The following is a 23,569-nucleotide window of genomic DNA, read 5'->3' as shown; positions in this document are numbered from 1 at the left end:
CGCCCACGCCCCCGACCAGAGCCGGCTGCCGCTCACGGCGTCGCCCCGCGGATGCGGTCGACGATGCCGGTCGTGGAGTGGTCGGAGACGTAGTCGAGGATGCGGACCTCGCCGCCGCCCTCGACCACCGCCGCGGTCTCCTCGAGCATCTGCGGCGTGTAGTCGCCGCCCTTCGCGTAGAGGTCGGGCCGGAGGCGCCGGATCAGCGGCACCGCCGTGTCGGTGCCGAACGACGTCACGTAGTCGACGCAGCTCAGCGCCGAGAGCACCCCGGCGCGGTCGGCCAGGTCGTTGATCGGCCGCCCCGGGCCCTTCAGCCGTCGGGTCGAGGCGTCGTCGTTGAGGGCGACCACGAGCACGTCGCCGAGCTGCTTCGCCTGGGTGAGGTAGGTCGTGTGGCCGCGGTGCAGCACGTCGAAGCAGCCGTTCGTGAGCACGACGGTGCGCCCGGCCGCGCGCTCGTCGTCGAGGCGGCGGACGAGCTCGTCGACCCCGAGCATCAGGTCGCCGGTGCGGTCGAGGTGCACGACGAGGTCGTCGGTCGAGCAGACGGAGGTGCCGAAGCGCTGCACCACGATGTCGGCGGCGGCCTGCGCGAGGTCGACGCTCGTGGTCAGCGGCAGGCCGGCCGCGCGGCCCACGGTGAGCGCCGCGACGAAGGAGTCGCCGGCGCCGGAGGCCTGCCGCTCGCTCGCCCGCCGGGCCCAGGTGCGGTGCCGGACCCGCGCCTCCGTCCGGCCTGCGGGGGCGTCGGCGCCCGCGCTCGCGCTCGCGCCCGCGTCGACCGGCTCGCGCACCAGCGTCATCGTGCCGTCGTGGTCGAGCGTGACGACGACGACCTGCGACCCGGTCGCCGCGAGCACCCGGTCGGCGGCGTCGGCGACCCGCTCGACCCGCACGTCGGTCGGCAGCGCGTCGCCGACCGCGAGGCCCACGAGCGCGGCGACCTCGCCGGCGTTCGGCGTGACGAGATCGGGGCGGAGGCGCGCCCACGGAGCGAGGTCGTGCGCGTCGACCACCACCAGCGGCGGGCGCTCGGCAGCGGGCCTCGCGACGAGCGCGTCGAGCACCGGGCCGGTCAGCGCGCCCGTGCCGTAGTCGCAGACGAGCTCGGCGTCGGCCCCGGTCGCCTGGGCCGTCGCGGCCTCGGCGAGCTGCGCCAGGGCCGCGGGAGGCGCGGGCGCGGCCCCGAGGTCGTCGAGCCGGATGAGCACCTGGTCGTCGACCATCACCCGGTTCTTCGCGACGGTGACGAGGCCGCGCACCCGCACCACGCCCGAGGTGTCGACCCCGTGCCCCGCCAGCAGCTCGGTGAGCCGTCGGCCGGCCTCGTCGTCGCCGACCAGCCCGGCGAGGCGCACGCGGGCCCCGAGCGCGGCGAGGTTGACGGCCGTGTTGGCCGCGCCGCCCGGCACGTAGCGGCGGGTCGCGACCTCGACCACGGGAGCGGGAGCCTCGCGCGTCATGCGCTCGGTCGTGCCCTGCCACCAGCCGTCGAGCACGAGGTCGCCGACGACGCTGACGACGGGCGCCGCCTCGCGGAGGGCCCGGGCGACCTCGGGGCCGAGGCCGCGCACCGCGGAGAGGTCGGGGCGTGCCACGTCAGTCGCCCTCGGCGGGCTGGGCGGGGTGGACGCGGGGCTGCTCGTCGGGCGAGCCGGTGCCCTCGTCGCCGGTGCCCTCGCTCTGCGTGCCCTCGTCGGGACCGTCGCGGCGGCCGCTCCCTGGACCGGCGCGACGGCGGCGGGGCTCGCCTCGGGCGACGGACGGCTCGCCGAGGCGGCGGTGTCGGCGGAGCCTGCGGTGCGGGCGGTGCCGGCGGTCTCGTCCGCGCCTCCTGCGCTCGCCGTCGGGGTCGACGGGCGCTCGCCCGCGAGCACGGGCGTGCCGTAGTGCACGACCTTCGTGAGCGTCATCTCGTCGAGCAGCTCGGGGCCGTAGCCGAAGCCGGCGCCGCTCTCGCCGCGCGGCTGCGCCGACCCGCCGGGAGCCCCGCCGAAGACCGCGTTGATCTTCACCGTGCCGACCGGCAGCTCGGCCATGGCTAGGTTCGCGTGGCCGATCGAGCCCGTCAGCACCGTCGCCGCGAGCCCGTAGCGCCCGGCGCAGGCCAGGCGCAGGCCCTCGTCGAAGTCGTCGACGACCTGCACGGGGGCGACGGGGCCGAAGGTCTCCTCCTGCACGACGGTCATGTGCGGCGTGCAGTCGACGAGCACCGTCGCCGGGTACCAGGAGCCCGGCCCGCTCGGCACGGCCCCGCCGACGAGCGCCCGTGCCCCGCTCGCCAGCGCGTCGTCGACCTGGCGCTGGACCTCGTCACGGAGGCGCCCGTCGACCAGCGGGCCCAGCTCGCCCCGGTCGTTGCGTCGCGTGGCCTCGGCGACCAGCGCCTCGACGAAGGCGTCGGCGACGTCGCGGTGCACGTAGATGCGCTCGACGCTCGTGCAGATCTGCCCCGCGTTCGCGAAGGCACCGATCGCGGCCTGCTCGGCGGCCCACGCGGGGTCGACGTCGGCGTCGACGATGAGGGCGTCGTCGCCGCCGTTCTCGAGCACGACGTGCGCGCCGGTCAGCGCGGCGACGCGGGCGATGCGGCGGCCGGTGGCGGTGGAGCCGACGTGCGCGACGACGTCGACGTCGGGCTGCTCGGTGAGCGCGGCCCCGACGGCGGCGCCGCCCGAGACGGTGACCAGCACGTCGGGCGGCAGCACGGCGGAGACGATCTCGCCGAGCAGCTGGCCGACGTGGGGCGAGCGCTCGCTCGGCTTGTGGACGACGGCGTTGCCCGTCACCAGGGCGGCGCCGATCAGGCCGCAGGCGACGGCGACCGGGTCGTTCCAGGGGGTGACGGCGGCGACCACGCCGCGCGGCTGGTCGATCGTGAAGTCGGCGGCCTCGCGGGCGCCGACGAGGCTGAGGCCCCGGTGCAGCGGACCGAGCTCGGCGTACTGGCGCAGCGTGTCGGCGCCCGCGAGCACCCCGCCGCGGGAGTCGTCGAACGGCTTGCCCGTCTCGCGCTGGTTGAGCGCGGCGAGCTCGTCGGCGCGCTCGCGCAGGGCGGCGGCGGCGTCGTGCAGCAGCTCGCCGCGGGCGGCGGCGGGGGTGCGCATCCACGCGCCCTGCGCGGCGCGGGCCCGACGGACGGCGTCGACCACGGCCTCGCGGTCGGCCTCGGCGACGTCGCCGACGAGCGTGCCGTCGCGCGGGTCGAGCACGGTGAGGGTGCCGGCGGGGTGGTGCTCGCCGTGCTCGGTGTGGGTGGTGCCGGCGGCGTCTCGGGGGTCGGCGGGCGCGGTCGCCGTCGGCTCCGGGGTGCGGGAGCCGGGGGTGCTCGGGGCGAAGGTGGTCATGCGGGCCGTCCTCTCGTGTCGGTCGCCCCTGCCCTACCCCGGCCCGGTCGACCTCACACGTGCGCTCCGCGACCCCGCGCCGAGGTGACTCGTCCCGGGCCCTCGGCGCGCGGGAAGGCCCAGACGGGGGCATCTCGTGGGCGCGCCTCCCGCGCGCGACGCTCCCCGCGCCTCCCGCGCGCCCCACGCCGGTAAGTTGCCGATTCGGGGGCTTCCCGGAGCGCTACAGCCCCTCAAAGTGGCAACTGACCCGCCGGGTCGCGACGAGGTGACTCGTTGCGGGCCCGCGGGGCGCGGGAGGGCCCAGATGAGGGCACCTCGACGCGCGGGGCGCTGCCCACGCGCGACGGCGACGCAGCGCCGCGCGCGGCGCTGCGTCGCGCGCGTCAGGCGGCGCTGCGTCGCGCGCGTCAGGCGGCGCTGCGGCGCGCGCCTCAGGCGGCGCGGCGCCCGGCGGGTTGGCAGCGGGGGCACCACCACGCGCGGCGGGGCCGCTCCGACGTGCTGCCCGGGTCGTCGCGCGCGAGCACCGTCGTGCCGCACCGGAGGCACGGCCGCCCGGCCCGCCCGACCACCCAGTGGCTCTCGCCCCGCCGTGTGCTGCCGGTCGTCACCTGGTAGCCCGCGGCCCCCGACGCCGAGGCCCGCAGCAGCCGCGCCGCGAGCGCCAGCAGCGGCGGCAGGTCGACGTCGCCCACAGGCGTCGCCGGGTGCACCCCGCGCAGGAACCCCACCTCGTTCACCCACAGGTTGCCGAGCCCGGCCACGGTCCGCTGGTCGAGCAGCGCGGCCCGGACCGGGCGGCCGGGGTCGGCGAGGAGTCGCGTGGCGGCCTCCGTAGCGCTCCAGTCGTCGCGCAGCGGGTCGGGACCGAGGTGCCCCACCACCGTGCGCTCGTCGCGCGTCGCCAGCAGCTCCACCACGGGCAGGTCGACGCCCCAGAGCGTGTGGCCGTCGCCGAGCTGGAGGCGCACCCGGACCTGGGGCTGGACGCGACGGGGCACGACACGGCCGGGCCGCGTCACCGTCCACGAGCCCTGCATGCGCAGGTGCGTGTGCAGCGTGGTCGCGTCGTCGAAGCGGGTCAGCAGGTGCTTGCCGTGGGTGACGTGCTCGACCACGCGCCGCCCGTCGAGCCGGGTGCCGGCCGCGGCGCCCGAGCGCAGCTCGCCGCGCTCGACGAGCGCGCCGTCGGCCACGGCTCGGAGCCGCGCCGCCAGCCGGTGGACGCTGTCGCCTTCGGGCACTCCTGGAACCTAGCCCGCGCCTCCGACACTCCCTCCGGGTGCATCGAGGTGACGCGTCCCGGGCCGTCGCGGCGCCCGAGGGCCCAGGAAGCGTCGCCTCGAGGCGAGCGGCGCGCGGCGCGACGCGTGCCCGCGCCCGCGCGGCCTCACGCCGGGAAGCGCAGCGTCAGCCGGTGCGACCCGTCGTCGTGCGTCTCGCTCGTGACGGTGCCGCCGAGCAGCTCGGCGCGCTCGCCGAGACCGGTCAGCCCGTGGTGCGCGCTCGGCAGGTCGAGCAGCGGCAGCGTCGCCGCCCCCGCGTCGACGTGCAGCACGACCTGGCCCGCGTCGACGAGGCCGGTCACCGCGACCGCCGCGCCGGTCGAGTGCTTGCGGGCGTTCGTGAGCCCCTCCTGCACGGTGCGGTAGACGGCACGCTGCTGCGACGGCGAGAGCGTGGCCGGCAGGTCGAGCCGGCAGGTGACGTCGATGCCGCTGTCGGCGACGAGCCGGTCGACGTCGGCGAGCGTCGGCTGCGGGGCGAGCTCGCGGCGGTGGCCGCCGGCGGCGCGCAGCACCTCCACCATCGAGCGCAGCTCGTCGAGGGTGGTGACGCTGAGGCCGCGGATCGTCCGGGCGACCTCGCGCGCCTGCTCGTCGGGCGACGCCATCTGCAGGGCCCCGGCCTGCACCGCGATCAGGCTCACCTGGTGCGACACGACGTCGTGCATCTCGCGGGCGAGCACCGCCCGCTCGCGCGCGAGCGCGACCTGGGCGGCCTGCCGACGCTCGAGCCCCTGCGCCTCGCGCAGCTCGACCAGCTGCGCCGCGAGCAGGCGCCGTGCGCGCAGGAACGCCCCGAGCAGCGCCGGCACCGCCGTGTAGAGCGCGGCGTAGACGACGGTCTCGGTGAGGAAGGTGAGGTAGTCCCAGGCGTCCATCGACACGAGGTACACGAGGGCGGCCGCGGCGACGCCGATCGTCGTCTCCCACCGCCGGGTGCGCTGCACGCCCAGGGTGAAGAGGGCGACCATCACGGGCAGGAAGGTGCCGCCCCACCAGAAGCCGGGCAGCGCCAGCACCAGGCTGACCCACGGCCAGCGTCGGCGCACGAGCAGGCCCGCGCAGGCGAGCACGCCGAGCGCGATCGTCCACGGGTCCGAGCCGTAGAGCACGAAGCCCGAGCCCGCCGCCGCGACCAGGCAGATCAGCACGTCGAGCGCCACCCGCTGCCAGCGACGCCGCAGGTGCAGGCCCGGCCCCGGGCGCTCCTCTGCGCCTCCTGCGCTCCGCCTCTCCGCGCCTCCTGCGCTCCGCTCGCCCGCGCCTCCCGGGGTCCGCTCCTCCGCGCCTCCCGCGCTCCGCTCCGCCGCGGGCGAGGTCACGGCCGCGGCACCAGCCCCGCGCGGTCGGCGACGATGGCCGCCTCGACGCGCGAGCCGACGCCGAGGGCGGCGACGACCGAGCTGACCGTGTCCTTGACGGTGCCGAGGGTGAGCCCGCACTCCGTGCCGATCTCGGTGTTCGAGAGGCCGCGGGCCAGGGCGCGCAGCACGACGGTCTCGCGCTCGCTGAGCCGGGCGACGACCGCGACCTGCGCCTCGTCCTCGGCCGAGCGGAACAAGCGCTCGCGCCGCAGCCCCGGCGCCAGCACGACCCCGCCCGCGGCGAGGGTGAGCACGTGCCGGGCCAGCTGCTCGGGGTCGGTGTCCTTGAGCAGGAACCCCGAGGCGCCCCGGTGCAGCGCCTCCAGCACCTGGTCGTCGGTGTCGAAGGTCGTCAGCATCGCCACGACCGGGGGCGCGGCGCCGGCCATCAGCTCGGAGAGGATCGTCAGCCCGTCGGGCTCGGGCATGCGGATGTCGAGCAGTACGACGTCGGGGGCGAGCTCGCGCACGGTCTCGACCGCGACGGGGCTGGCGACGGCCGCGAGCACCGTGATGCCGGGCGAGGCGCCGAGCACGAGGGCGATGCCCGAGCGCACCAGCCCCTCGTCGTCGACGACCACGACGGAGACGGGGGTGTCGGTCATCGGTGCGGGCCTCTCGGTCGGGTGCGCGGGCGCCGGGGCCCGCGCTGCGAGGCTAGCGCCGCCGAGGCCGCCCCCGGGGAGTCGCGGGCCGACCTCCCGGGCAGCTCCCGGCCGGTCACGAGCCGCCGTGGCTCGCCGCGGGCGTCGCCGTCGCTGCCGGGGTCGTGCTCGGGTCGGCCGGTGACAGCGCGCTCGCCGAGAGGCCCCAGCGCGGGTACAGGTCGCCGATGCCCACCGCGAAGCCCCGGGTCGCGGTCGTCCAGTCGTGCCCCGTGCCCGGCGAGACCCAGCGGGTGACGTGCATGCCCGCGGCCTCGGCGGCGGACGAGTTCGCCGCCATGGCCGCCCCGAAGGTCGGGTCGCCGCCCCCGACGGCGAAGAACGCGGCCGTGTCGGCGTAGGGCGCGTGCGCCGCCATGATCGCCTGCGGCTGGGCGGCGTCGTACGCCGCGCGGTCGCCCGCGAAGCCGTCGGCGACCGTCTGCTCGACCGAGCCGAGCGACGGCCCGACCTCGCCCGAGACGTCCACGATCGAGCCGAACAGGTCGGGCCGCGCCGACCCGAACTGGATCGAGCAGGTGCCGCCCTGCGAGAAGCCGCCGATCGCCCACGCGCGGGGGCCGGTGGCGACGCGGTAGTGCGAGGTCACGTAGTCGACCACGTCGGTCGTGACGTAGGTCGCGCTGTTGCCGAGGGCCCCGTCGACGCACATCGGGTTGTGGTCGTCGGCGCTCAGCTGGTCGGGCACCACCGCGATCGGCGCGAGCCCGTGGTCGGCCGCGGCGTACGCCTCCAGGGTCGTGACGAGGCCGCCCGCGGTGACCACCGCCTCCGGCGAGGCGGGCTGGCCCGACATCATCACCACGACGGGCAGGGGCGGCGGGTCGGCGACGAGCGCCGCCGGGGGCAGCCAGACGACGGCGTCGCGGGCGGGGAAGCCGGAGACCGTGCCGGGGATGTGGACGGTGCCGTAGCGCCCGTGGGCCGGCATGTCGGCGGGCGGGGTCCACGACGCGTACAGCTGCGGGTCGAGGGCGCCGGGTGCGGAGCCGGCTGCGTTCTCCGACCACGACAGCGGCGCGATCGTGCTCTCGCCGAGGGCCTCGGCGAGGGTCGGGTACGCGCCCGCGTCGCGGTTGATCGCGAGGGCCCCCGCCGTGACGAACACGACGACGCCGAGGCCGGCCACGACCCGCTTCGCCGCCGAGGTGCGGACGAGGGCGGCGACGGCCACCGCGACGGCCGCGAGCACCGCGGAGAACCAGGTGCGGTCGACCCAGGTCGGGGGCACCCCGGCGACGTCGAGGAGGTCGCCGAGCACCCACGAGGCGAGGGCGCCGACCGCGGCGCCGGCGACGGCCGTGAGCAGGACGCGCCGCCACCAGCGGCGGGGGGACGCGTCGGCCGCGGTGTCCGCTGCCCGACGCCCCCGGCGCGGCGGCCACGCCACGAGCACCGCCAGCACGAGCGCGACGCCGTAGACCACGGCGAGCAGCGGGGTCGACGTGAGGGGCAGGGTCAGGAGGTCCTCCTTCATCGGGCACCGCGCATCCGACGGTCCGCCGCCGTGCCGCGGGCGGCCCGCAGCGCGGCCACCACCTGTCGGGCCCGGAGGGTCGGCACGTAGGCCGTCGCCAGGGCACGGCCGACCGGCGCGAGGTCGGCCGGGCTCGGGCAGGCGAGCCAGAGGGTCTCGTGGGCGGGGTCGAACTTGGCCTTGAAGCGCCGCAGCGACGTGAAGCCGTACGAGGGCTCGAGCACCCGGCCGGTCGTGGCGAGCAGCCGTGCGACGAGCCGGTCGACCAGGGTCGTCGGCACCGTGCCGTCGGCGCTCGCCAGCGGGGTGCCCGAGAGGCTGAGCGTCTCGAGCCCCTCGGCGCGGAAGGTCTGCGCGGCGGTCGCGATGAGGAACTCCACGACGCCGGGCATCGGGTCGTGCCCGCGGCGCATCACGTCGAGCGTGCGCCCGACGAGCCGCCCGTCGCGCCACGAGGGCAGCCAGCTCGTCACCCCGTGCACGGCCCCGTCGGCGTCGACCGCGACGAGCAGCCGCACCTCCGGGTCGTCGAGCTCGCGGAGGCCGCCGAGGGTGAAGCCCATCTCGGGCAGCGCCTTCGCGGCCACCCAGTCGTCGCTGAGCGCGTCGACCTGGCGGCGCAGCTCCTCGTCGAGGCCGCGGTAGGTGCTCCACACGGCGCGGACGCCGTCGCGGGCCGCGCGGTTGGTGGCGGTGCGGAGGTCCTGCCGCTTCTTGCCCGACGTGGTGAACGTCGCCAGCTCGACCACCGACTCCTCGGCGACCGGGGTCACGCTCCAGCCGAGCTCGGCGAAGACGTCGAGGTGGCGACCGTGCACGCTGTAGAACGCCGGCACGAGGCCACGCGTCGAGCAGTGGCGGGCGAAGCCGCGGATGGTCTCGGCAGCGTCGTCGGGGGCGCTGATCGGGTCGGAGACCGTGAGGGCCACGCCGTGCGCGACCCGGTAGGCGACGGCGCCGCGGCCGTCGTCGGTGAACCAGTGGCCGTTGCCGGCCCAGGTCGCCATGAAGCCGAGCGAGCCCGCGTCGGAGCGGCGCAGCTGCGCGAGCACCCGGTCGCGGCCGGCGACGCGGAGGTCGGCGGCGGTGCGACGGTCGAAGGCGCGACGGCGGCGCAGCAGAACGATCGTCGCCGTGGCCGGGGCGACCCAGATCAGGAGGAGCAGCACCTGCCACTCGACTTCGCCCGAGCTGAGGCCCGACCAGGTGAACCAGTCGTCGGCGAGCGGGATCACGGTGAAGTACCAGGCCAGCAGACCCGTCATCAGCACGAGGGCGCCGACGGCGACGACGAGCCCGAGGCGCCGGCCGCGCAGCAGGAGGCCGACGGCGAGGGCGAGCACGCCGACCGCGACGACCGTCACCTCGGGGCCCGCCAGCTCGGAGATCGGCGAGAGCACGCCGACCGCGTCGCGGGCGACGGCGGCGATGGTCCAGCCGAGGGCGACGGTGCCGAGGGCGGTGGCGGCGACGGTGCGGGCGCGACGGCTCGGCTCGTCGTGCCAGGGGGCGTGCGCCGAGAGCGGCACGAGGGCGCGGCCGAGCGGCAGGCCGGCGAGCAGGGCGAGGGCCCGGGCGAGGTCGATCCCGTGCCCGCCGAAGAGCAGCCCCGCGAGGGCGACGGCGAGCACCGCGGCGCGCAGGCCCTGGCGGCGGGCCGGGGCGAGCCCGCGGCTGACGGCGACGAGCACGACGATGAGGGTGACGGACGGGCCCCAGACCCGGTCACCGTCGGCGATCTGCGAGAACTCCTCGCCGACGGCGGAGCCGATCAGGAGCACGAGGGAGGCGGCGGCCGCGGCCCCGAGGGAGCCCACGACCGCGACGGTGCCGGTCCGCACCGCGCCGACCCGCGCCTCCGCCCAGGCCACCGTCACGAGCGCGACGGCTGCGGCGAGGGCGGGGCCGACGACGTGGCGGAGGTCGCCGTCGGCGTGCGCGACGGTGATCCAGGCGACCGCGGCGAGGAGGGCGACGAGCGTGAGGGGGCGGGCGCGGAGGGCGGCGGCGGTGGTGCGCGCGGCCGTGGTGGTGCCTGCGGCGGCGGTGGCGGTGCGCGCGGACGTGGTGGCGGTGCGTGCGGCCGCGGTGGCTGTGGTGGCGCGCGTGCCCTGGGTGCCGGGGCCGCCGGGGCTGCCCGGTCGGGCGCTCGTGTTGGTGCTCTGGCTGGCGCTGGTGTCCGCCGGGTCGCCGTGGGGGCTGCCGGCGGGGGGCGGGGCGAGGGTCGTGTTCTCCACGGCCCCAGTCTCGGGCGGGGCCTCGAGCCGCGCGTCGGCCCCCGGGCGCGGCCCGCCCGCCGTCCGGCTGGCGCGGGTCCGCCGGACGGCTGGGCGAGGAGAGCCGGGCGGGTCGGGCCCGGCGCCCCCGGTCGGCTACGCCTCGCGGCCGGCCGGCATCTGGGTCCCGCGGGGGTCGGTCTCGGCGAGGCCCTCGAAGATCGACTCGATCGTCGCGAGCACGTCGGCCTCGAGCTTCACCCCCGACGCCTTCGCGTTCGACTCCACCTGCTCGGGGCGCGAGGCGCCGATGATGGCCGAGGCGACGTTCTCGTTCGAGAGCACCCAGGCGAGGGAGAGCTGCGCCTGCGTGAGCCCGAGCTCGTCCGCGACGGGCTTCAACTGGGCGACCGCGTCGAGCACGTCGTCGCGCATCCAGCGCTCGATCATCGACGCGCCGCCCTTCTGGTCGGTCGCGCGGCTGCCCTCGGGCAGGGCGGCGCCCTTCTGGTACTTGCCCGTGAGGACGCCCTGCGCGATGGGCGACCAGACGATCTGCGAGATGCCGAGCTCCTTCGAGGCCGGGACGACCTCCTCCTCGATGACCCGCCAGAGCAGCGAGTACTCGGGCTGGTTCGAGACGAGCTGGATCTTCAGCTCGCGGGCGAGGGCGTGCGCCTCGCGCAGCTGCTCGGCGTTCCACTCCGAGACGCCGATGTAGAGCACCTTGCCCTGGCGCACCAGGTCGGCGAACGTCTCCATCGTCTCCTCGAGGGGAGTCTCGACGTCGTAGCGGTGGGCCTGGTAGAGGTCGACGTAGTCGGTCTGCAGGCGCTTCAGCGAGCCGTTGATCGACTCGGTGATGTGCTTCCGGCTGAGGCCGGTGTCGTTGTGGCCCTTGGGGCCGGTCGGGCCGTAGACCTTGGTGAAGATCTCGACCGACTCGCGGCGCTCGCCCGCCAGCGCCTCGCCGAGGACGACCTCGGCCTGGGTGTTCGCGTAGACGTCGGCCGTGTCGAAGGTCGAGATGCCGACGTCGAGGGACTTGCGGACGCAGGCGGTCGCGGTGTCGTTCTCGACCTGCGAGCCGTGGGTGAGCCAGTTGCCGAAGGTGAGCTCCGAGACCTTGAGGCCTGAGTTGCCGAGGTACCTGAATTCCATGGGGTGTGCTCCTTGTCGGGCGCGCTCCGGTGCGCGCCGCCGTGCACGGTAGTCCGCGCTGCGCGCGCTGCGCGGGCGCTGCGCGGGCGCGGCGCGGGCGCGGCCTGCGCCGGCACCCCGTTCTCGCCCCGGAACCCCGCCGCGGCGGGGTTCGTGTGCGACGACGGGGTGTCTCGCGTCGGGTGCGGCGCGGGGCGGCGCGGGGCGGGGGCCGCCGGGTGACGCACCACGTCTTCGCCGGGGAACCACGCCGCGGCGTGGTTCGGGTGCGAGGACGTGGTTCCTCGGTGCCGCGGGCGGGCGGGCGAGCGGGCGGGCGCGCGGGACGCGGCTCAGGCGTCCTCGTCGAGGATGCGGGTGAGCTCGGGGGCGAGCGCCGCCGCCCAGAGCTGGTGCACCCGCGACCACGAGTAGAGCTCGTCGCCCAGGCGCGCGTCGCCGACGTCGGGGTCGGGGAAGGGCACGAACACGCAGTCGCCGCGGTCGCGGACGAGCCTCACGCTCGCCTCGTTCAGGCGCTGCACCTGGTGCCGGATGCGTTCGCGGCCCCACCGCGGCGTCTGGCGGAAGCGGTCCATCGGCGGGATGCCGCCGACGATCACGGGGCTGAGCACGGTGCCGGTCCGGCGGGCCCGGTCGAGCAGCACGTCGAGGCCCGCGGTCCAGTCGCGCACCGACGTCATCAGCAGCACGTCGCTGAAGCCCAGCGCCACCACCGTCGCGTCGACGTCGGCCGACTCCGCGGCGCAGCGCGCCGCGGCCTCGCCGACCGTCAGCACCCCGCCGCCGCCGTCGACCCAGGCGAAGGGCCGCCCGCGGGCCGCCGACACCGTCGCGGCCAGGCGGCTCAGGGTCGTGAGGGCCTCGTCGACGACACCGAACCGGGGGGAGGCGGTGCTCCCGACCCAGGCGACGCGGTCGGCCGAGACGTCGGTGACGACGTCCGCCGTGGGGTCGGGCGCAGCCGGGAAGGTCCCAGCCCGGATCGCCCGTCGGAACTGCTCGAGCTGGAGCCGGAGCACGGGCCGCGCCGCCGACCAGAAGAGCTCGGAGGCGCCGCGCCGAGGGGGCGGGGTGGTGGTCGACCGCGTCATCAGGGCCTCCGTGTCGTCGCGGGCGCTGCCCGGTCGGGTTCGGGCCCCCGCCGTCGGGCCCCCGTGGCCGGGGGCGCCTGCGCCTCGAACCTAGCGGCGACCGGCGGCCTGGCGGGGCTCCGGAGGGGCACAGCGCGCAGATCGGACAGGCCGAGCGACGGGAGCCGGGTGGCCAGCGACGAGCCCCGAGCCCCGAGCCCCGAACGACGCCCGACGCCCGTCACTCCGCCCGGGGCAGCCAGCCGCGCTCGAGGGCGAGCGTCACCGCGCGCGTCCGGTCGGCGACCCCCAGCTTCTCGAACACGTGGAGGAGGTGCGTCTTGACCGTCGCCTCCCCGATGAAGAGGCGACGGCCGATCTCGGGGTTCGAGCAGCCGGCCGCGACGAGGTCAAGCACCTGCGTCTCGCGGGCGGTGAGGGGGCTCGCGGCGGCGTCGGCGCCCGAGGCGGGCGTCCGGGCCCGGGTGACGAGCAGCGCCGCCATCGACGGCGCGAGGGCGACCTGCCCGGCGACCACGGCACGGAGCCCCGCGAGCAGCTCCGCCTCGGGCGCCGCCTTCAGCAGGTAGCCGCTGGCGCCGGCCTCGATCGCGGAGAGGATGGAGTCGTCGGTCTCGTAGGTCGTCAGCACGACGACGCGGGCCCGCGGCCGGTCGAGCAGCACCTGGCGGGTGGCGGCGACCCCGTCGACGCCGGGCATGCGCAGGTCCATGACGACGAGGTCGGGGGCGAGCTCCGCCGAGAGCCGCACGGCCTCGGCGCCGTCGGCCGCCTGGCCCACGACCGCGAAGTCGTCGGCCCCCGCGAGCAGGGCGACGATGCCCTGTCGCACGATCGGGTGGTCGTCGACGACGAGCGTCCGGGTGGCGGGGCGGGCGTCGGGGGCGGTCTCGGGCGCTGCGCCCGCGCCTCCGCCCGGTGCCGCGCTCACGCCGCCACCGCCGCGAGCGGCAGCCGGGCCGTCAGGGTCGTGCCGCCCGCGCCGCTCTGCAGGTCGAGCGAGCCGCCGGCGAGGGCGAGGCGCTCGGCCAGCCCCTCCAGCCCGAACCCGTCGCGGGCGAGGGCCGGGTCGAAGCCCGTTCCGACGTCGACGACCGTGAGCACCGCGTCGTCGCCGTCGCGCCGCAGCACGACGCGAGCGGTCGCGGAGCCGCTGTGCCGACGCACGTTCGACAGCGCCTCCTGGGCACAGCGCACCACGACGACCTCGTGCTCGCGGGCCAGGGCCCCGGCGACTCCGGCGACTCCGGCGGCTCCGGCGGCGAGCTCGACCCGCACGTCGACGTCGATTCCCGTCTCGCGGGCGAAGCGCGCCCCGAGCCGCTGCAGCGTCGTGCCGAGGTCGGTCGCGGCGGGGCCGGGGGAGGCGGTGGCCGCGACCAGCGCACGGGTCTCGGTCAGCGCCTCCCGGGCTGCCTCCTCGACCACGTCGAGCCGTTCGCCGGCCGTCGTCAGGTCGCCGGCGACGAGCGCGCTGCGCGCCTGCTGCGCGAGCAGCACCACGCCCGTCAGGCTCTGCGCCACGGTGTCGTGCAGGTCGCGCGAGAGCCGTTCGCGCTCGGCGCTCGTGCCGACGTCGCGGGCGCGGGCCGCCAGCTCGCCCTGGGCGTCCTCGAGCTCGGCGAGCAGCCGGGCCCGCTCGGCGCCGGCGTGGGCGATGCTCGTGATCCAGAGGCCCAGCGCGATGCTGAAGGCGAGCGAGAGCACCTCGCTGGTGGCGGCGGTGCGGACGGTCTCGGCCGTCGGGCCGAGGGCGAGCACGAAGCCGGCCGTCACGGCGGCGACCAGGGCGACGTTGCCGACGATCGCGCTCCGCACCGACGGCAGCAGCGCCCAGAGCACCGGCATGAGGAAGGCCTGCGCCGTGGCGAGCTGGGGGGAGGCGGCGGTCAGGGCCCCGGCGACGAGCACGACGAGCGCGGCGGCGACGAGGGCCCGCGGGCCCGGACGGTCGGGGCGCACCGGGTGCCCGGGGCGGCCGGGGCCCCCGGAGCCCCGCGGGCCGCGATCGGCCGCCCGCGCCGCGAGCACGGGGCGCACCGCGCCGATCCACACGCCGACGAAGGCGCCGAGGGCCGGGCCGGCCGTGCCCGGCACGCGCGAGACGTCCTCCGACACGAGGGCGAGCACGGCCAGGGCAACGAGCGTGAGCGCGGCCCCGGCGTCCCAGCCGCGGAGGGCACCGCCCCGCAGGGCGCCGCCCCGCACCGGCGAGCCCGCGGGCGACCCGGCCAGCGACCCGGCGGGCGCCCCTGCGGGCGCCCCCGTCGGGGCCGTGTCGCCGGTGTGGTCGTTCACGCGGCCCCCTCGGGTCGGTCGGGTCGGCGGGCCCGGCGTGGTCGGCCGGGTCGGTCGTCAGTCATCCTGCCGGATCCAGCGGAAGGTCACGAGCGTGACCACGAGCCCGACCACCAGCCAGACGCCGAGCCACAGCACCACCGACGGCAGGTCCCAGCTGCCCGAGGGCTCTGCCGCCGCGAACTCCGGCGGCAGGAAGACGCTGCGGGCGCCCTGCGCCAGCCAGCGCAGCGGGAAGGCCGAGGCCACCGACTGCAGCCAGCCGGGCAGCTGCGAGAAGGGCAGGTAGACGCCCGAGACGAACTGCAGCACGACGGTGATGGGCACGATCACGGCGGTCGCGCTGCGACCGGAGCGGGGGAGGCGCGAGAGGGCGATGCCGAGCAGCGACGTCGTGGCCAGCCCGAGCAGCCAGATGCCGGCGAACCGGGCCCAGGTGCCCGGGTCGGTCGGCAGGTCGACGCCGAACGCCAGCGCGGCGACCGCGAGCAGCAGGGCCAGCTGGAGCGCACCGGTGACGAGCACCTGCCCGATCTTGCCGAGGAACCACGACGCGACCGGCAGCGGCGTGCTCGCCAGCCGCTTCATCGTGCCGTCGGCGCGCTCGCCCGCGATGTCGACGGCGAGCGACTGGACGCCGATCAGCAGCACGCCCGAGGCGACCATGCCGGGCAGGTAGTAGGTCGCGGCGTTCACGACCGAGCCGTCGGGCGCCTCGCCGAAGTCGGACAGCTCGCTGAACGCCGTCGAGAAGACGAGCAGCATGATCACCGGGAAGGCGAAGGTGAACAGGACGGTGTCGCCGGCCCGGAAGAAGGTGCGCACCTCGGTGCGGGCACGGTCGAGGCCCAGCGTCAGGACGGTCATCGCGCCTCCTCCGTGACGATCGGGGCGGTGCCGGCGGTGCCGGCGGTGCCGGCGCGGTCGGGGGCGGGTGCAGCCGTCGCGCCCGCCGCGTCGACCGGATCGGGCTCGGCGACGAGCCCGAGGTAGACGTCCTCCAGGGTCGGCCGCACGACCTCGAGCCCGGCTGGCTCGCCGCCGTCGGCCACCAGGCGCGCGACCAGCGCGGCGGGCTCCGCCGTCGTCACGTCGTGCGCGCGCCCGTCGGGGCCCGTCCAGCGCACGTGCGGCGTGCGTGCCTCCGGCCCGCCCAGCGTGTCGGGCGTGCCCTCGGCGACCACGCGGCCGGCCGCGACCACGACGACCCGGTCGCTGAGCTGCGCCGCCTCGTCGAGGTAGTGGGTGGTGAGCACGATGCTCGTTCCCGTGTCGGAGAGCGACCGGACCACGCCCCAGAAGGCCCTCCGCGCCTCCGGGTCGAAGCCCGTGGTCGGCTCGTCGAGGAACAGCACCTCGGGCCGGCCGACGATGCCGAGCGCGACGTCGACGCGTCGACGCTGACCGCCCGAGAGGCTCCGGAGGCGCTGGCCGGCCTGGGCGGTCAGGCCCACCGCCGCGATCACCTCGTCGGCGTCGCGGGGCGCGGGGTAGGCGAGGGCGGTGCTGCGGACGATCTCGCGCACCGTCGAGCTGCCGTCGCCGCCGCTGGACTGCAGCACGACGCCGACGCGGGCACGCCAGGAGCGGTCGGCCCGGGCGGGGTCGACCCCGAGCACGGCGACCTCGCCCCCGGTGCGGCGACGGTGCCCCTCGAGGATCTCGACGGTGGTCGACTTGCCGGCGCCGTTCGGGCCGAGCACGGCGACGGTCTCGCCGGCCCGCACGTCGAACGAGAGGCCGTGCAGCACGGGCCGGTCGCCGTACGACTTGGTGAGGCCGCGCACGCGCACGGCGGTTTGTGTGGTCATGCCCCCAGCCTCGCCGGGCGCCGACCCGGTCGGCACGACCGGTCGGAGGACGGTGCATCCACCGACCGGTGGACGCCCTGGGGAGGGATGGCGCCCGCCCGGACCTGCTCGTGTCCGGGAGCTGACGCCGCCGATCACTCTCGGAAGCGAGAGCTGACGACCCCGATCTCTCAAATTTGAGAGCGATCCGCCGGGGGCGACCCAGGGCAGGCGGGAGTCGCGGGTCGAGAGGTCGGATCGCTCTCGCATTCCGTCCGGCGAGCCGCGCCGTCGGCCAGCCGCACCCGCACCCGCACCCGCACCCCGCCCCTACCCCCGCGGCGCGACCCGCGCGTCGACGACGGCGAGCACCGCCGCCTCGTCCGCCGGGTCGAGCCCGGCGCGGCGGGGGCGGTCGCGCCCCCGGGCCAGCTCGTCGGCGAGCACCCGCTCGACGGTCTCGCGCAGCGGACGCCGTGCCCCGCCCGCCGCGACGTACGCCGCCCCGCTCCGCCGCACGAAGCCCCCGGCGTCGAGCGGCAGCCAGAGCGGCAGCGACCGCGGCCCGGCCCACCACGAGACGCCCGCGGCGAGCAGGGTCGCGTCGTCGACGGTCACGAGCTCGGGCGCCGGCCCGGCGGCGACACCTCCGGATTCCGCAGCCTCCGAGCCCACCGCGACCCGCGCCTCCCGCAGGAACTCCTCGAGCGGCACCGGCTCGCCCACCGCGTCGACGGTGCCGACGACCCCCTCGCGCCCCGCCCGCTCGACGAACGCGGCGAGGTCGGCGACGTCGACGGCCTGCACCCAGCGCCCCTCCGTGGTCGGCACGACGACGCGGCCGCCGCGGTGCATCCGCCCGGGCCACCAGCCGAACCGGTCGCTGGGGTCGCCGGGCCCGACGACGAGGCCGGGGCGCACGACGAGCAGGCGGTCGCCCAGCCAGCCCGCCGACTCCCGCTCGGCCGCGACCTTCGCGTCGGCGTAGCGAGAGGTGTCGACGGGGTCGACGAGCTCGGCGGACTCGTCGGCCCCCGGGGTCGCGGTGTCGGCGTAGACGGAGACGCTCGACACGAGGGTCCAGTGGGAGGCGCGGTCGGCCAGCGCACGGAGGGCCGGCCCCACGAGGGCCGGGTCGGACGACAGCTCGACCACGTCGTCCCACTCGCCGACGAGCTCGTCGTACGCGGCCGGGTCGCGGCGGTCGGCGCGGACGAGGCGGGCTCCCTCGGCGACGGCGCCGGACTCACCGCGGGCCAGGCACACGACCTCGCCGCCCCGCGCGACGGCGGCCGCCGCGATCTCGCGGCCCAGCCAGGCCGTCCCGCCGAGGATGAGGGTGCGCGTCATGCCCCGAGCCAACCAGGCCCGGGCCCCTCCCCGTCACCGACGAGGCGCGGGAGGTGCAGATGCCGACCAGATGCCCCGATCCGCCCGTCTGGTGACGGGGAATCCGGTGCTCAGGGCCTCCGCGGTCGGCATGTGCAGGTCGACAGGCAGCAGAGAGGCGGTTCCCGCGAGGAGGAGCCAGCTGGGGAAGGGGTCAGCCCGACGGGGGAGACCGCGGGGAGGGGAGCCCGCGCGGAGGCGCGGTGCGGCCTAGCGGCGCGCGCCGCTGCCCTGCGTCGTGCGGGCGCGGCTCGAGCCGGCCGTGAGCTCGGGCACCAGCAGGCGCGCACGGAGCACGGCCACGAGCTGCTCGGGCTGGAGGGCGGCGAGCTCGGCGCGGCTGGGGGTGCGGGCGCGGCCCGCGGCGTCGTCGACGGGGCGGGTCACGCGGCGTCGGCGAGCTGCGCGAGCACGGCGACCATGTCGATCGGCTCGGTGACGGGCATGTCGGTGAAGGAGACGGGGATGCTCATGGGGGTCCGTTCGGTGGTGCCCGGGCGAGGAGCGGGGCGGGGATCGGGGTGCGACGGTCGAGCACGTCGATGACGTGGTGCGCGACGTGCCTCGGGGAGGCGCCGCCCGGAGTCGGGGACCGGTCCGCCGAGACTACGGCGCGCCTGCCCCCCGATCTCCCCCCTTGACGTCGGCCCGACGGCGGCGTCGCAAACCGGACGCCCGGGAGCGCCGCGGAGACCGAGACCGGACAGTCGCGGCGTCCCCTGACCGTGCGGTCACCGGCCCCGCCTACAGTGAGGGCTCCCCCGCGAACCCCGGAAAGCGTGATGTCCTGACATCCACCGACACCCTCCTCGACCATCCCGAGACCGACGCGCACGCCGTCTGGCTCCGGGCGATGGAGACGTTCAGCGGCACCGTGGCCGACCCGCGCGACCGGGTCCTCTCCCTCTTCAGCTTCATCGCCTCCGACCACACGGCCGCCCCGCCGTGCCCGTGCCTCCACGCCGGCGGCGACGTCGAGACCGCCGAGCGGCACGTCCTCGAGCTCTCCCGGCTCGTCGACCGCCTCTGCCGCGAGGGCGGCTACCCGCCGCCCCTCGGCCACGCCATCGTGCTGATGATCGAGGGCGCCCTCGTGGAGGCCCCGGTCATGGGGCCGGACGGGCCGACCCGCGACGCCAGGACGGCCGCGGCGATGCTGCTCGCCGTCTACGAGACGGGCGTCGGCGCGACCGACTTCTAGGCACCTCCCCGGGGCCCGGCCGCACCGCCTCCCGTGCTCTGCGCTCCGTCCCCCAGTGCGCTATCCGGACAGCGCGCCAACAGTGTCGGTGGCTCGTGGCACGATCACCGGCGGATGACAGACGACTACGACGAGCGACGCTTCCGCGTCGACGCCCACGGTGACGACCTCGACGAAGCCAGAGACACCCTCGCTCACGCGTACGAGGGCGTCGAGTGGCGCGCCGAGCGCTCCGACGCGCCCTTCTCGTACCGGTACACGTCTGCCGGCGACCGGTTCATGAGCCTGCGGGCGGTGCGCTTCGAGGCGCGCCTCGAGGGCGAGATGCCACCCGGCGACGACCTCGTCATGCAGTGGATCACCCGCGGCCAGGGCACGCTCGACGTCGGGCCCGACGAGATCCGGCTCGAGCCCGGCCAGCCGCGGCTCTGGCCGTCGGTGCCGTTCCGCTTCGCGTTCTCGGACTACGACCAGCGGCTGGTGCAGATCAGCCGGCAGACCGTCCACGACCTCGCGGCCGAGCGCGGCTTCACGCCCGCGCAGCTCCGCTTCGACCACGCGGTCGAGCCGCGGCAGCAGGCCATGGCGCTCTGGCGCAACAGCGTCACGCTGATCTCGCGCAGCGTGCTCGACGGCGAGGCGAGCCCGCTGCTGCAGGCCGAGATGGGCCGCCTCGGCGCGATCGCCCTGATGGAGCTCTACCCCCAGCAGGGCTCGCCCCTGCCCGACGAGCTGCTCCTGCCGCGCAACGCCCACGTGCGCGCCGCCATCGAGCACGTGCACGCCCACGTGCAGCTGCCGCTGACCTCGGTCGACCTCGCCGAGGTGGCGCACGTCAGCGTGCGGGCGCTGCAGCAGGCGTTCCAGAAGCACGTCGGCACGACGCCGAACGGCTACATCCGCGCCCTCCGGCTCGACCGCATCCGCGAGGAGCTCCTCGTCAGCGACCCGCACCGCACGTCGGTCGCCGAGGTCGCGAAGCACTGGGGCTTCGCGCACGCGGGCCGGTTCGCGGCGGCCTACGCCGAGAAGTTCGGCGAGTACCCCAGCGAGACGCTCGAGCGAGCGCACTAGCGCGGCTGCCGCTGCGCCGCTGCGCCGTGGCGCCGAGGTGCCTCCACCTGGGCCTTCGACGGCCCGCACGGCCCAGGACGAGTCGTCTCGACGCCCGGCGTCGCCCACGCCGCGTCGTCTCGACGCCCCGGCGGCGGTGCGCCCGGCGCCCCGCCCGTTTGAGCCCGGGCGCGCCCGGGCAGGGGGCAGCCACCAGAGAGAGGACCCTCGTGAGCCCCGACCGACGCCAGACGATCCCCGGACTCCCGCCCCTCGGCGAGCCCTTCCCCGACGTGCGCCGCATCGCCGTGCTGCGCGGCGGCGGGCTCGGCGACCTCGTGTTCGCGCTGCCGGCGATCGCCGCGCTGAGGGCGAGCTACCCGGGCGCCTCGGTGACCCTGCTCGGGTCGCCCGTGCACCGCGCGCTCCTGGCGGGGCGGCCCGACGTCGTCGACGAGGTCGACGTGCTGCCGGTCGTGCCGGGCGTGGGCGACGCGTCGGGCACCGAGGTCGACGACGCCGCCACCGAGCGCTTCGTCGAGCGGCACCGCGCCCGGGGCTACGACCTCGCGGTGCAGGTGCACGGCGGCGGGCGCAACTCGAACCCCTTCCTGCTGCGGCTCGGGGCACGGCACACGATCGGCACCCGCACCTCCGACGCGGTGCCCCTCGAGCGCACGATCCCGTACGTCTACTACCAGCACGAGGTGCTCCGGGCCCTCGAGGTCGTCGCGCTCGCCGGGGCGGCCCCTGCGGGAGGCGCGGTGCTGACCCCGACCCCGGCCGAGCTCGAGCGCGGTGCCGAGCTGCTCGGCCGCTCGGGCCCCGGCGGTGACGGTCGCCCGGTGGTCGCGCTCCATCCCGGGGCGAGCGACCCGAGGAGGCGCTGGTCGCCCGACCGCTTCGGTCACCTCGCGGCCCGGCTCGCGCACCACGACGTGCGGGTCATCGTCGTCGGCGACGGGGAGGACGTGGCCCTGGCCGACCACGTCGTGGCGGCGGCCCGTGCGCGGGAGCCTCGCCGCGCCTCCCTGGTGGGCTCGCTCGCCGGTCAGCTGAGCCTCTCCGACCTCGTCGGGGTGCTCGCGTCGGTCGACGTCGTCGTCGCCGACGACAGCGGGCCCCGGCACGTGGCCGAGGCGGTGGGCACGGCGACGAGCTCGGTGTTCTGGTTCGGCAACGTGATCAACGCGGGCGCCCTGGGGCGCACGCGGCACCGCGTCGCCATGGCGTACACGACGGCCTGCCCGGTGTGCGGCGCCGACATCACGCAGGTGGGGTGGACGGCGGAGCGCTGCGAGCACGACGTCAGCGTCGTCGACTCCGTGACGGTCGACGAGGTGTGGGAGAACACGCGGGAGCTGCTCGACGGGGTGCTCGCCGAGCGCGGCGAGCGGGTCGGGCGTGACCTCGACGAGCGCGACCACGACGTTGCCGGCCGGCGTCACGTCGACGAGCCTGACGGGGACGAGCGATCGCGGCACGGCACCGCCGCGCCGGACCCCGCCCGGGGCGAGCTGCTCGCCGGGACGGCGGCTCGCCCCGGTGGGGCCTCGGTCGACGCGAGCTGAACTCCGGCCCGCGTCGCCGTCGAAGTCGCGACCTAGCGGGCGTCGACCTCGAAGGCGAAGCGCTCGCCCGACTCGGCCAAGAGCACCTCGTACGACGTGACCTGGCCGAGCGGGGCGGGCACGGACACCGTGCCCGTGTAGCCGAGCGTCGTGCCGGCGCGCACCTGGCGCCCGTGTGCGTCGTAGATGACGAACCGCTCGAAGAGGCCGCCGGTGACGGTGACGGACGCGGCCCCGGCCGAGACCTGGCCGACCTCGACGCCCGGGGCGGGTGCCGGGGCGACCGGCGGCTCGACGGTCTGGCCGTCGTTCACGACCGTGACGGTCTGGGTGCCGATCGTCTGGTACAGGTCGCGGACGGTCAGCGTGTAGCTGGTGCTGCCGACGGGGGCCTCGACGGAGGCGCGAGCGCTGCCGTCAGGGCCGAACAGGCCGCTGGCGGCCCAGAGGCCGTCCATGCCCGTCATCGTGAAGTAGTGGCCGGCGGGGCCGGTCAGGTCGAGGCTCGCGTAGCCCCCGCGGAGGCTCGAGACGTCGACCGAGACGAGGTCGTCGCCGGGCTCGGCGGGCACCTCGGGCTCGACGGGGGTCTCCGGCTCGACGGGCACCTCGGGCTCGATCGGGGTCTCGGGCTCGACGGGCAGCTCGGGCTCGACCGGGACCTCGGGCTCGACCGGCACCTCGGGGTCGACCGGTGTCGCGGGGTCGCCGGCCGTGCGGTCGATGACGACGTCGACCGAGTCGACGATGTCGTAACCCTCCTTCAGGTTCAGCACGAACCGTGACGACACGCCCTCGGGGGCCCACAGGCTGACCCGGGCGGTGCCCTCCGGCGAGAAGGTGCCGCTGCCGGCCCAGTAGTCGTGCGCGTCGAAGACGCTGTAGGCCTGGCCGGCGGGGCCGGTCAGCACGACCTGCGCGTAGTCCTGGGTGATGGACTCGACGTCGTACGCGAGGAGGCCGGAGCCCGGGTCGGCCGGCGTGCCCGGGTCGACCGGCGGCGCGACCTCGCGGGGGTCGACGCTCCAGACGAAGTCGAGGCGGTCGACGAGCTGGCCCGCCTCGTCGGTCAGCGTCACCTGGATGCGGAAGTCGTAGGCACGGGTGTTGTCGATGCCGAGCTGGATCGTGTTGTGGCCGGAGTCGTCGAGCTGGACGCGCCGCACCTGGCCGTCGTCGTAGGTGAACTCGACCATCGAGCGCGGCGTGCCCTGCACGTCGACGACGAGGAGGCCGCTGCCGACCTCCGTGGCGGTGAGGACGGGGGCGACGAGGTCGCCGGCCTCGGCCGTCGAGGCCGAGGAGGTCGTGCTGGCGGCACCGGCGGTCGGCGCGGGCGCGGCGAACGCCGGGCCGGCGACGAGGGAGGCGAGGACGACGCCGGTGGCGCCGATCGTCGCGAGGCAGGTTTTCTTGGGGGGCATGGTGCTCCTTGGATCAGGCGTGCCGGAGTGGCATGCTGACCGGAATGCTACACATCGCATTCCGCCCCCGCTGAGCGGACGCCCTGTCGCGCACCAGTCCGCGCCGCGCACAGAGGAACGCCCTCCTCCGCCACGGGTGGGGCAGGGGAGGGCGTTCCGGCCGCGAGGGTCCAGGTCTCGCAGCGACGCGTCGACGGACCGTCGTTCGGGCTCGGGCCTGCCGTGGC

The 23,569-nt window shown here is 76.7% G+C and carries 18 protein-coding genes; 3 read left to right on the top strand and 15 right to left on the bottom strand.

Annotated elements, in window-relative coordinates; all coding sequences use genetic code 11:
* Positions 1-32: 32 nt before the first annotated feature.
* The 14 genes from IFT45_RS17835 to IFT45_RS09580 all read right to left on the bottom strand — a co-directional run bounded on the left by IFT45_RS17835 (position 33) and on the right by IFT45_RS09580 (position 18,480).
* The gene (locus IFT45_RS17835) at positions 33-3,350 is read right to left on the bottom strand and encodes an aldehyde dehydrogenase family protein (protein WP_371810950.1); all 3,318 of its coding nucleotides are present in this window, start codon (positions 3,348-3,350) and stop codon (positions 33-35) included.
* Between the two features lie 434 nt (positions 3,351-3,784).
* Positions 3,785-4,597 (bottom strand): DNA-formamidopyrimidine glycosylase family protein, encoded by an 813-nt coding sequence (locus IFT45_RS09640; protein WP_192127900.1) that lies wholly within the window; start codon positions 4,595-4,597, stop codon positions 3,785-3,787.
* Positions 4,598-4,743: 146 nt separating this feature from the next.
* Positions 4,744-5,961, bottom strand: coding sequence for a sensor histidine kinase (locus tag IFT45_RS09635; protein WP_371810949.1), 1,218 nt, complete (start codon positions 5,959-5,961; stop codon positions 4,744-4,746).
* Positions 5,958-6,608, bottom strand: coding sequence for a response regulator transcription factor (locus IFT45_RS09630; RefSeq protein ID WP_192127899.1), 651 nt, complete (start codon positions 6,606-6,608; stop codon positions 5,958-5,960). Before IFT45_RS09630 ends, IFT45_RS09635 begins: the two co-directional genes overlap by 4 nt.
* A 115-nt stretch (positions 6,609-6,723) precedes the next feature.
* A complete protein-coding gene (locus IFT45_RS09625; RefSeq protein WP_192127897.1) occupies positions 6,724-8,145 on the bottom strand; it encodes an esterase family protein in 1,422 nt (473 codons plus the stop codon).
* Positions 8,142-10,382, bottom strand: a complete 2,241-nt coding sequence (locus IFT45_RS17830; RefSeq protein WP_192127895.1) for a phosphatidylglycerol lysyltransferase domain-containing protein — start codon at positions 10,380-10,382, stop codon at positions 8,142-8,144. The genes IFT45_RS09625 and IFT45_RS17830 overlap by 4 nt, the downstream gene beginning before the upstream one ends.
* 135 nt (positions 10,383-10,517) lie before the next feature.
* A complete protein-coding gene (locus tag IFT45_RS09615; protein WP_192127894.1) occupies positions 10,518-11,522 on the bottom strand; it encodes an aldo/keto reductase family protein in 1,005 nt (334 codons plus the stop codon).
* A gap of 332 nt (positions 11,523-11,854) precedes the next feature.
* Complete coding sequence (locus IFT45_RS09610; protein ID WP_192127893.1) at positions 11,855-12,616, bottom strand: hypothetical protein; 762 nt, start codon at positions 12,614-12,616, stop codon at positions 11,855-11,857.
* Positions 12,617-12,836: 220 nt separating this feature from the next.
* On the bottom strand, positions 12,837-13,547 hold the full coding sequence (locus IFT45_RS17185) for a response regulator (RefSeq protein WP_192127892.1): 711 nt from the start codon (positions 13,545-13,547) through the stop codon (positions 12,837-12,839).
* Positions 13,544-14,914 carry a histidine kinase gene (locus IFT45_RS17180; protein WP_192127891.1) on the bottom strand — a complete coding sequence of 457 codons (1,371 nt, stop codon included), beginning with the start codon at positions 14,912-14,914 and terminating at the stop codon, positions 13,544-13,546. Before IFT45_RS17180 ends, IFT45_RS17185 begins: the two co-directional genes overlap by 4 nt.
* Before the next feature lie 57 nt (positions 14,915-14,971).
* Positions 14,972-15,781 carry an ABC transporter permease gene (locus IFT45_RS09595; RefSeq protein ID WP_192127890.1) on the bottom strand — a complete coding sequence of 270 codons (810 nt, stop codon included), beginning with the start codon at positions 15,779-15,781 and terminating at the stop codon, positions 14,972-14,974.
* Positions 15,778-16,725, bottom strand: a complete 948-nt coding sequence (locus IFT45_RS09590) for an ABC transporter ATP-binding protein (RefSeq protein ID WP_192127889.1) — start codon at positions 16,723-16,725, stop codon at positions 15,778-15,780. Before IFT45_RS09590 ends, IFT45_RS09595 begins: the two co-directional genes overlap by 4 nt.
* Before the next feature lie 309 nt (positions 16,726-17,034).
* Positions 17,035-18,054 carry an NAD-dependent epimerase/dehydratase family protein gene (locus tag IFT45_RS09585; RefSeq protein WP_192127887.1) on the bottom strand — a complete coding sequence of 340 codons (1,020 nt, stop codon included), beginning with the start codon at positions 18,052-18,054 and terminating at the stop codon, positions 17,035-17,037.
* A 249-nt stretch (positions 18,055-18,303) separates the two neighbouring features.
* Positions 18,304-18,480, bottom strand: coding sequence for a hypothetical protein (locus IFT45_RS09580; protein WP_156370169.1), 177 nt, complete (start codon positions 18,478-18,480; stop codon positions 18,304-18,306).
* 466 nt (positions 18,481-18,946) lie between these two features.
* On the opposite strand from IFT45_RS09580, the gene IFT45_RS09575 reads away from it, so the two are divergent.
* The 3 genes from IFT45_RS09575 (at position 18,947) to IFT45_RS09565 (ending at position 21,918) form a co-directional block, all read left to right on the top strand.
* Positions 18,947-19,294 (top strand): hypothetical protein, encoded by a 348-nt coding sequence (locus IFT45_RS09575; RefSeq protein WP_192127885.1) that lies wholly within the window; start codon positions 18,947-18,949, stop codon positions 19,292-19,294.
* Between the two features lie 114 nt (positions 19,295-19,408).
* Complete coding sequence (locus IFT45_RS09570) at positions 19,409-20,368, top strand: AraC family transcriptional regulator (RefSeq protein WP_192046529.1); 960 nt, start codon at positions 19,409-19,411, stop codon at positions 20,366-20,368.
* Positions 20,369-20,577: 209 nt separating this feature from the next.
* Positions 20,578-21,918, top strand: a complete 1,341-nt coding sequence (locus tag IFT45_RS09565; RefSeq protein ID WP_371810948.1) for a glycosyltransferase family 9 protein — start codon at positions 20,578-20,580, stop codon at positions 21,916-21,918.
* Positions 21,919-21,950: 32 nt separating this feature from the next.
* On the opposite strand, the gene IFT45_RS17175 is transcribed toward IFT45_RS09565, so the two are convergent.
* Positions 21,951-23,342 carry a hypothetical protein gene (locus IFT45_RS17175; protein ID WP_244637879.1) on the bottom strand — a complete coding sequence of 464 codons (1,392 nt, stop codon included), beginning with the start codon at positions 23,340-23,342 and terminating at the stop codon, positions 21,951-21,953.
* Between the last annotated feature and the right edge of the window lie 227 nt (positions 23,343-23,569).

The sequence above is a fragment of the Frigoribacterium sp. CFBP 13707 genome, from assembly GCF_014842245.1.
Lineage (GTDB): Bacteria > Actinomycetota > Actinomycetes > Actinomycetales > Microbacteriaceae > Frigoribacterium > Frigoribacterium endophyticum.
The sequence above is the reverse complement of the archived record's forward strand: the minus strand, read 5'-3'. Positions and strand labels throughout refer to the sequence as shown.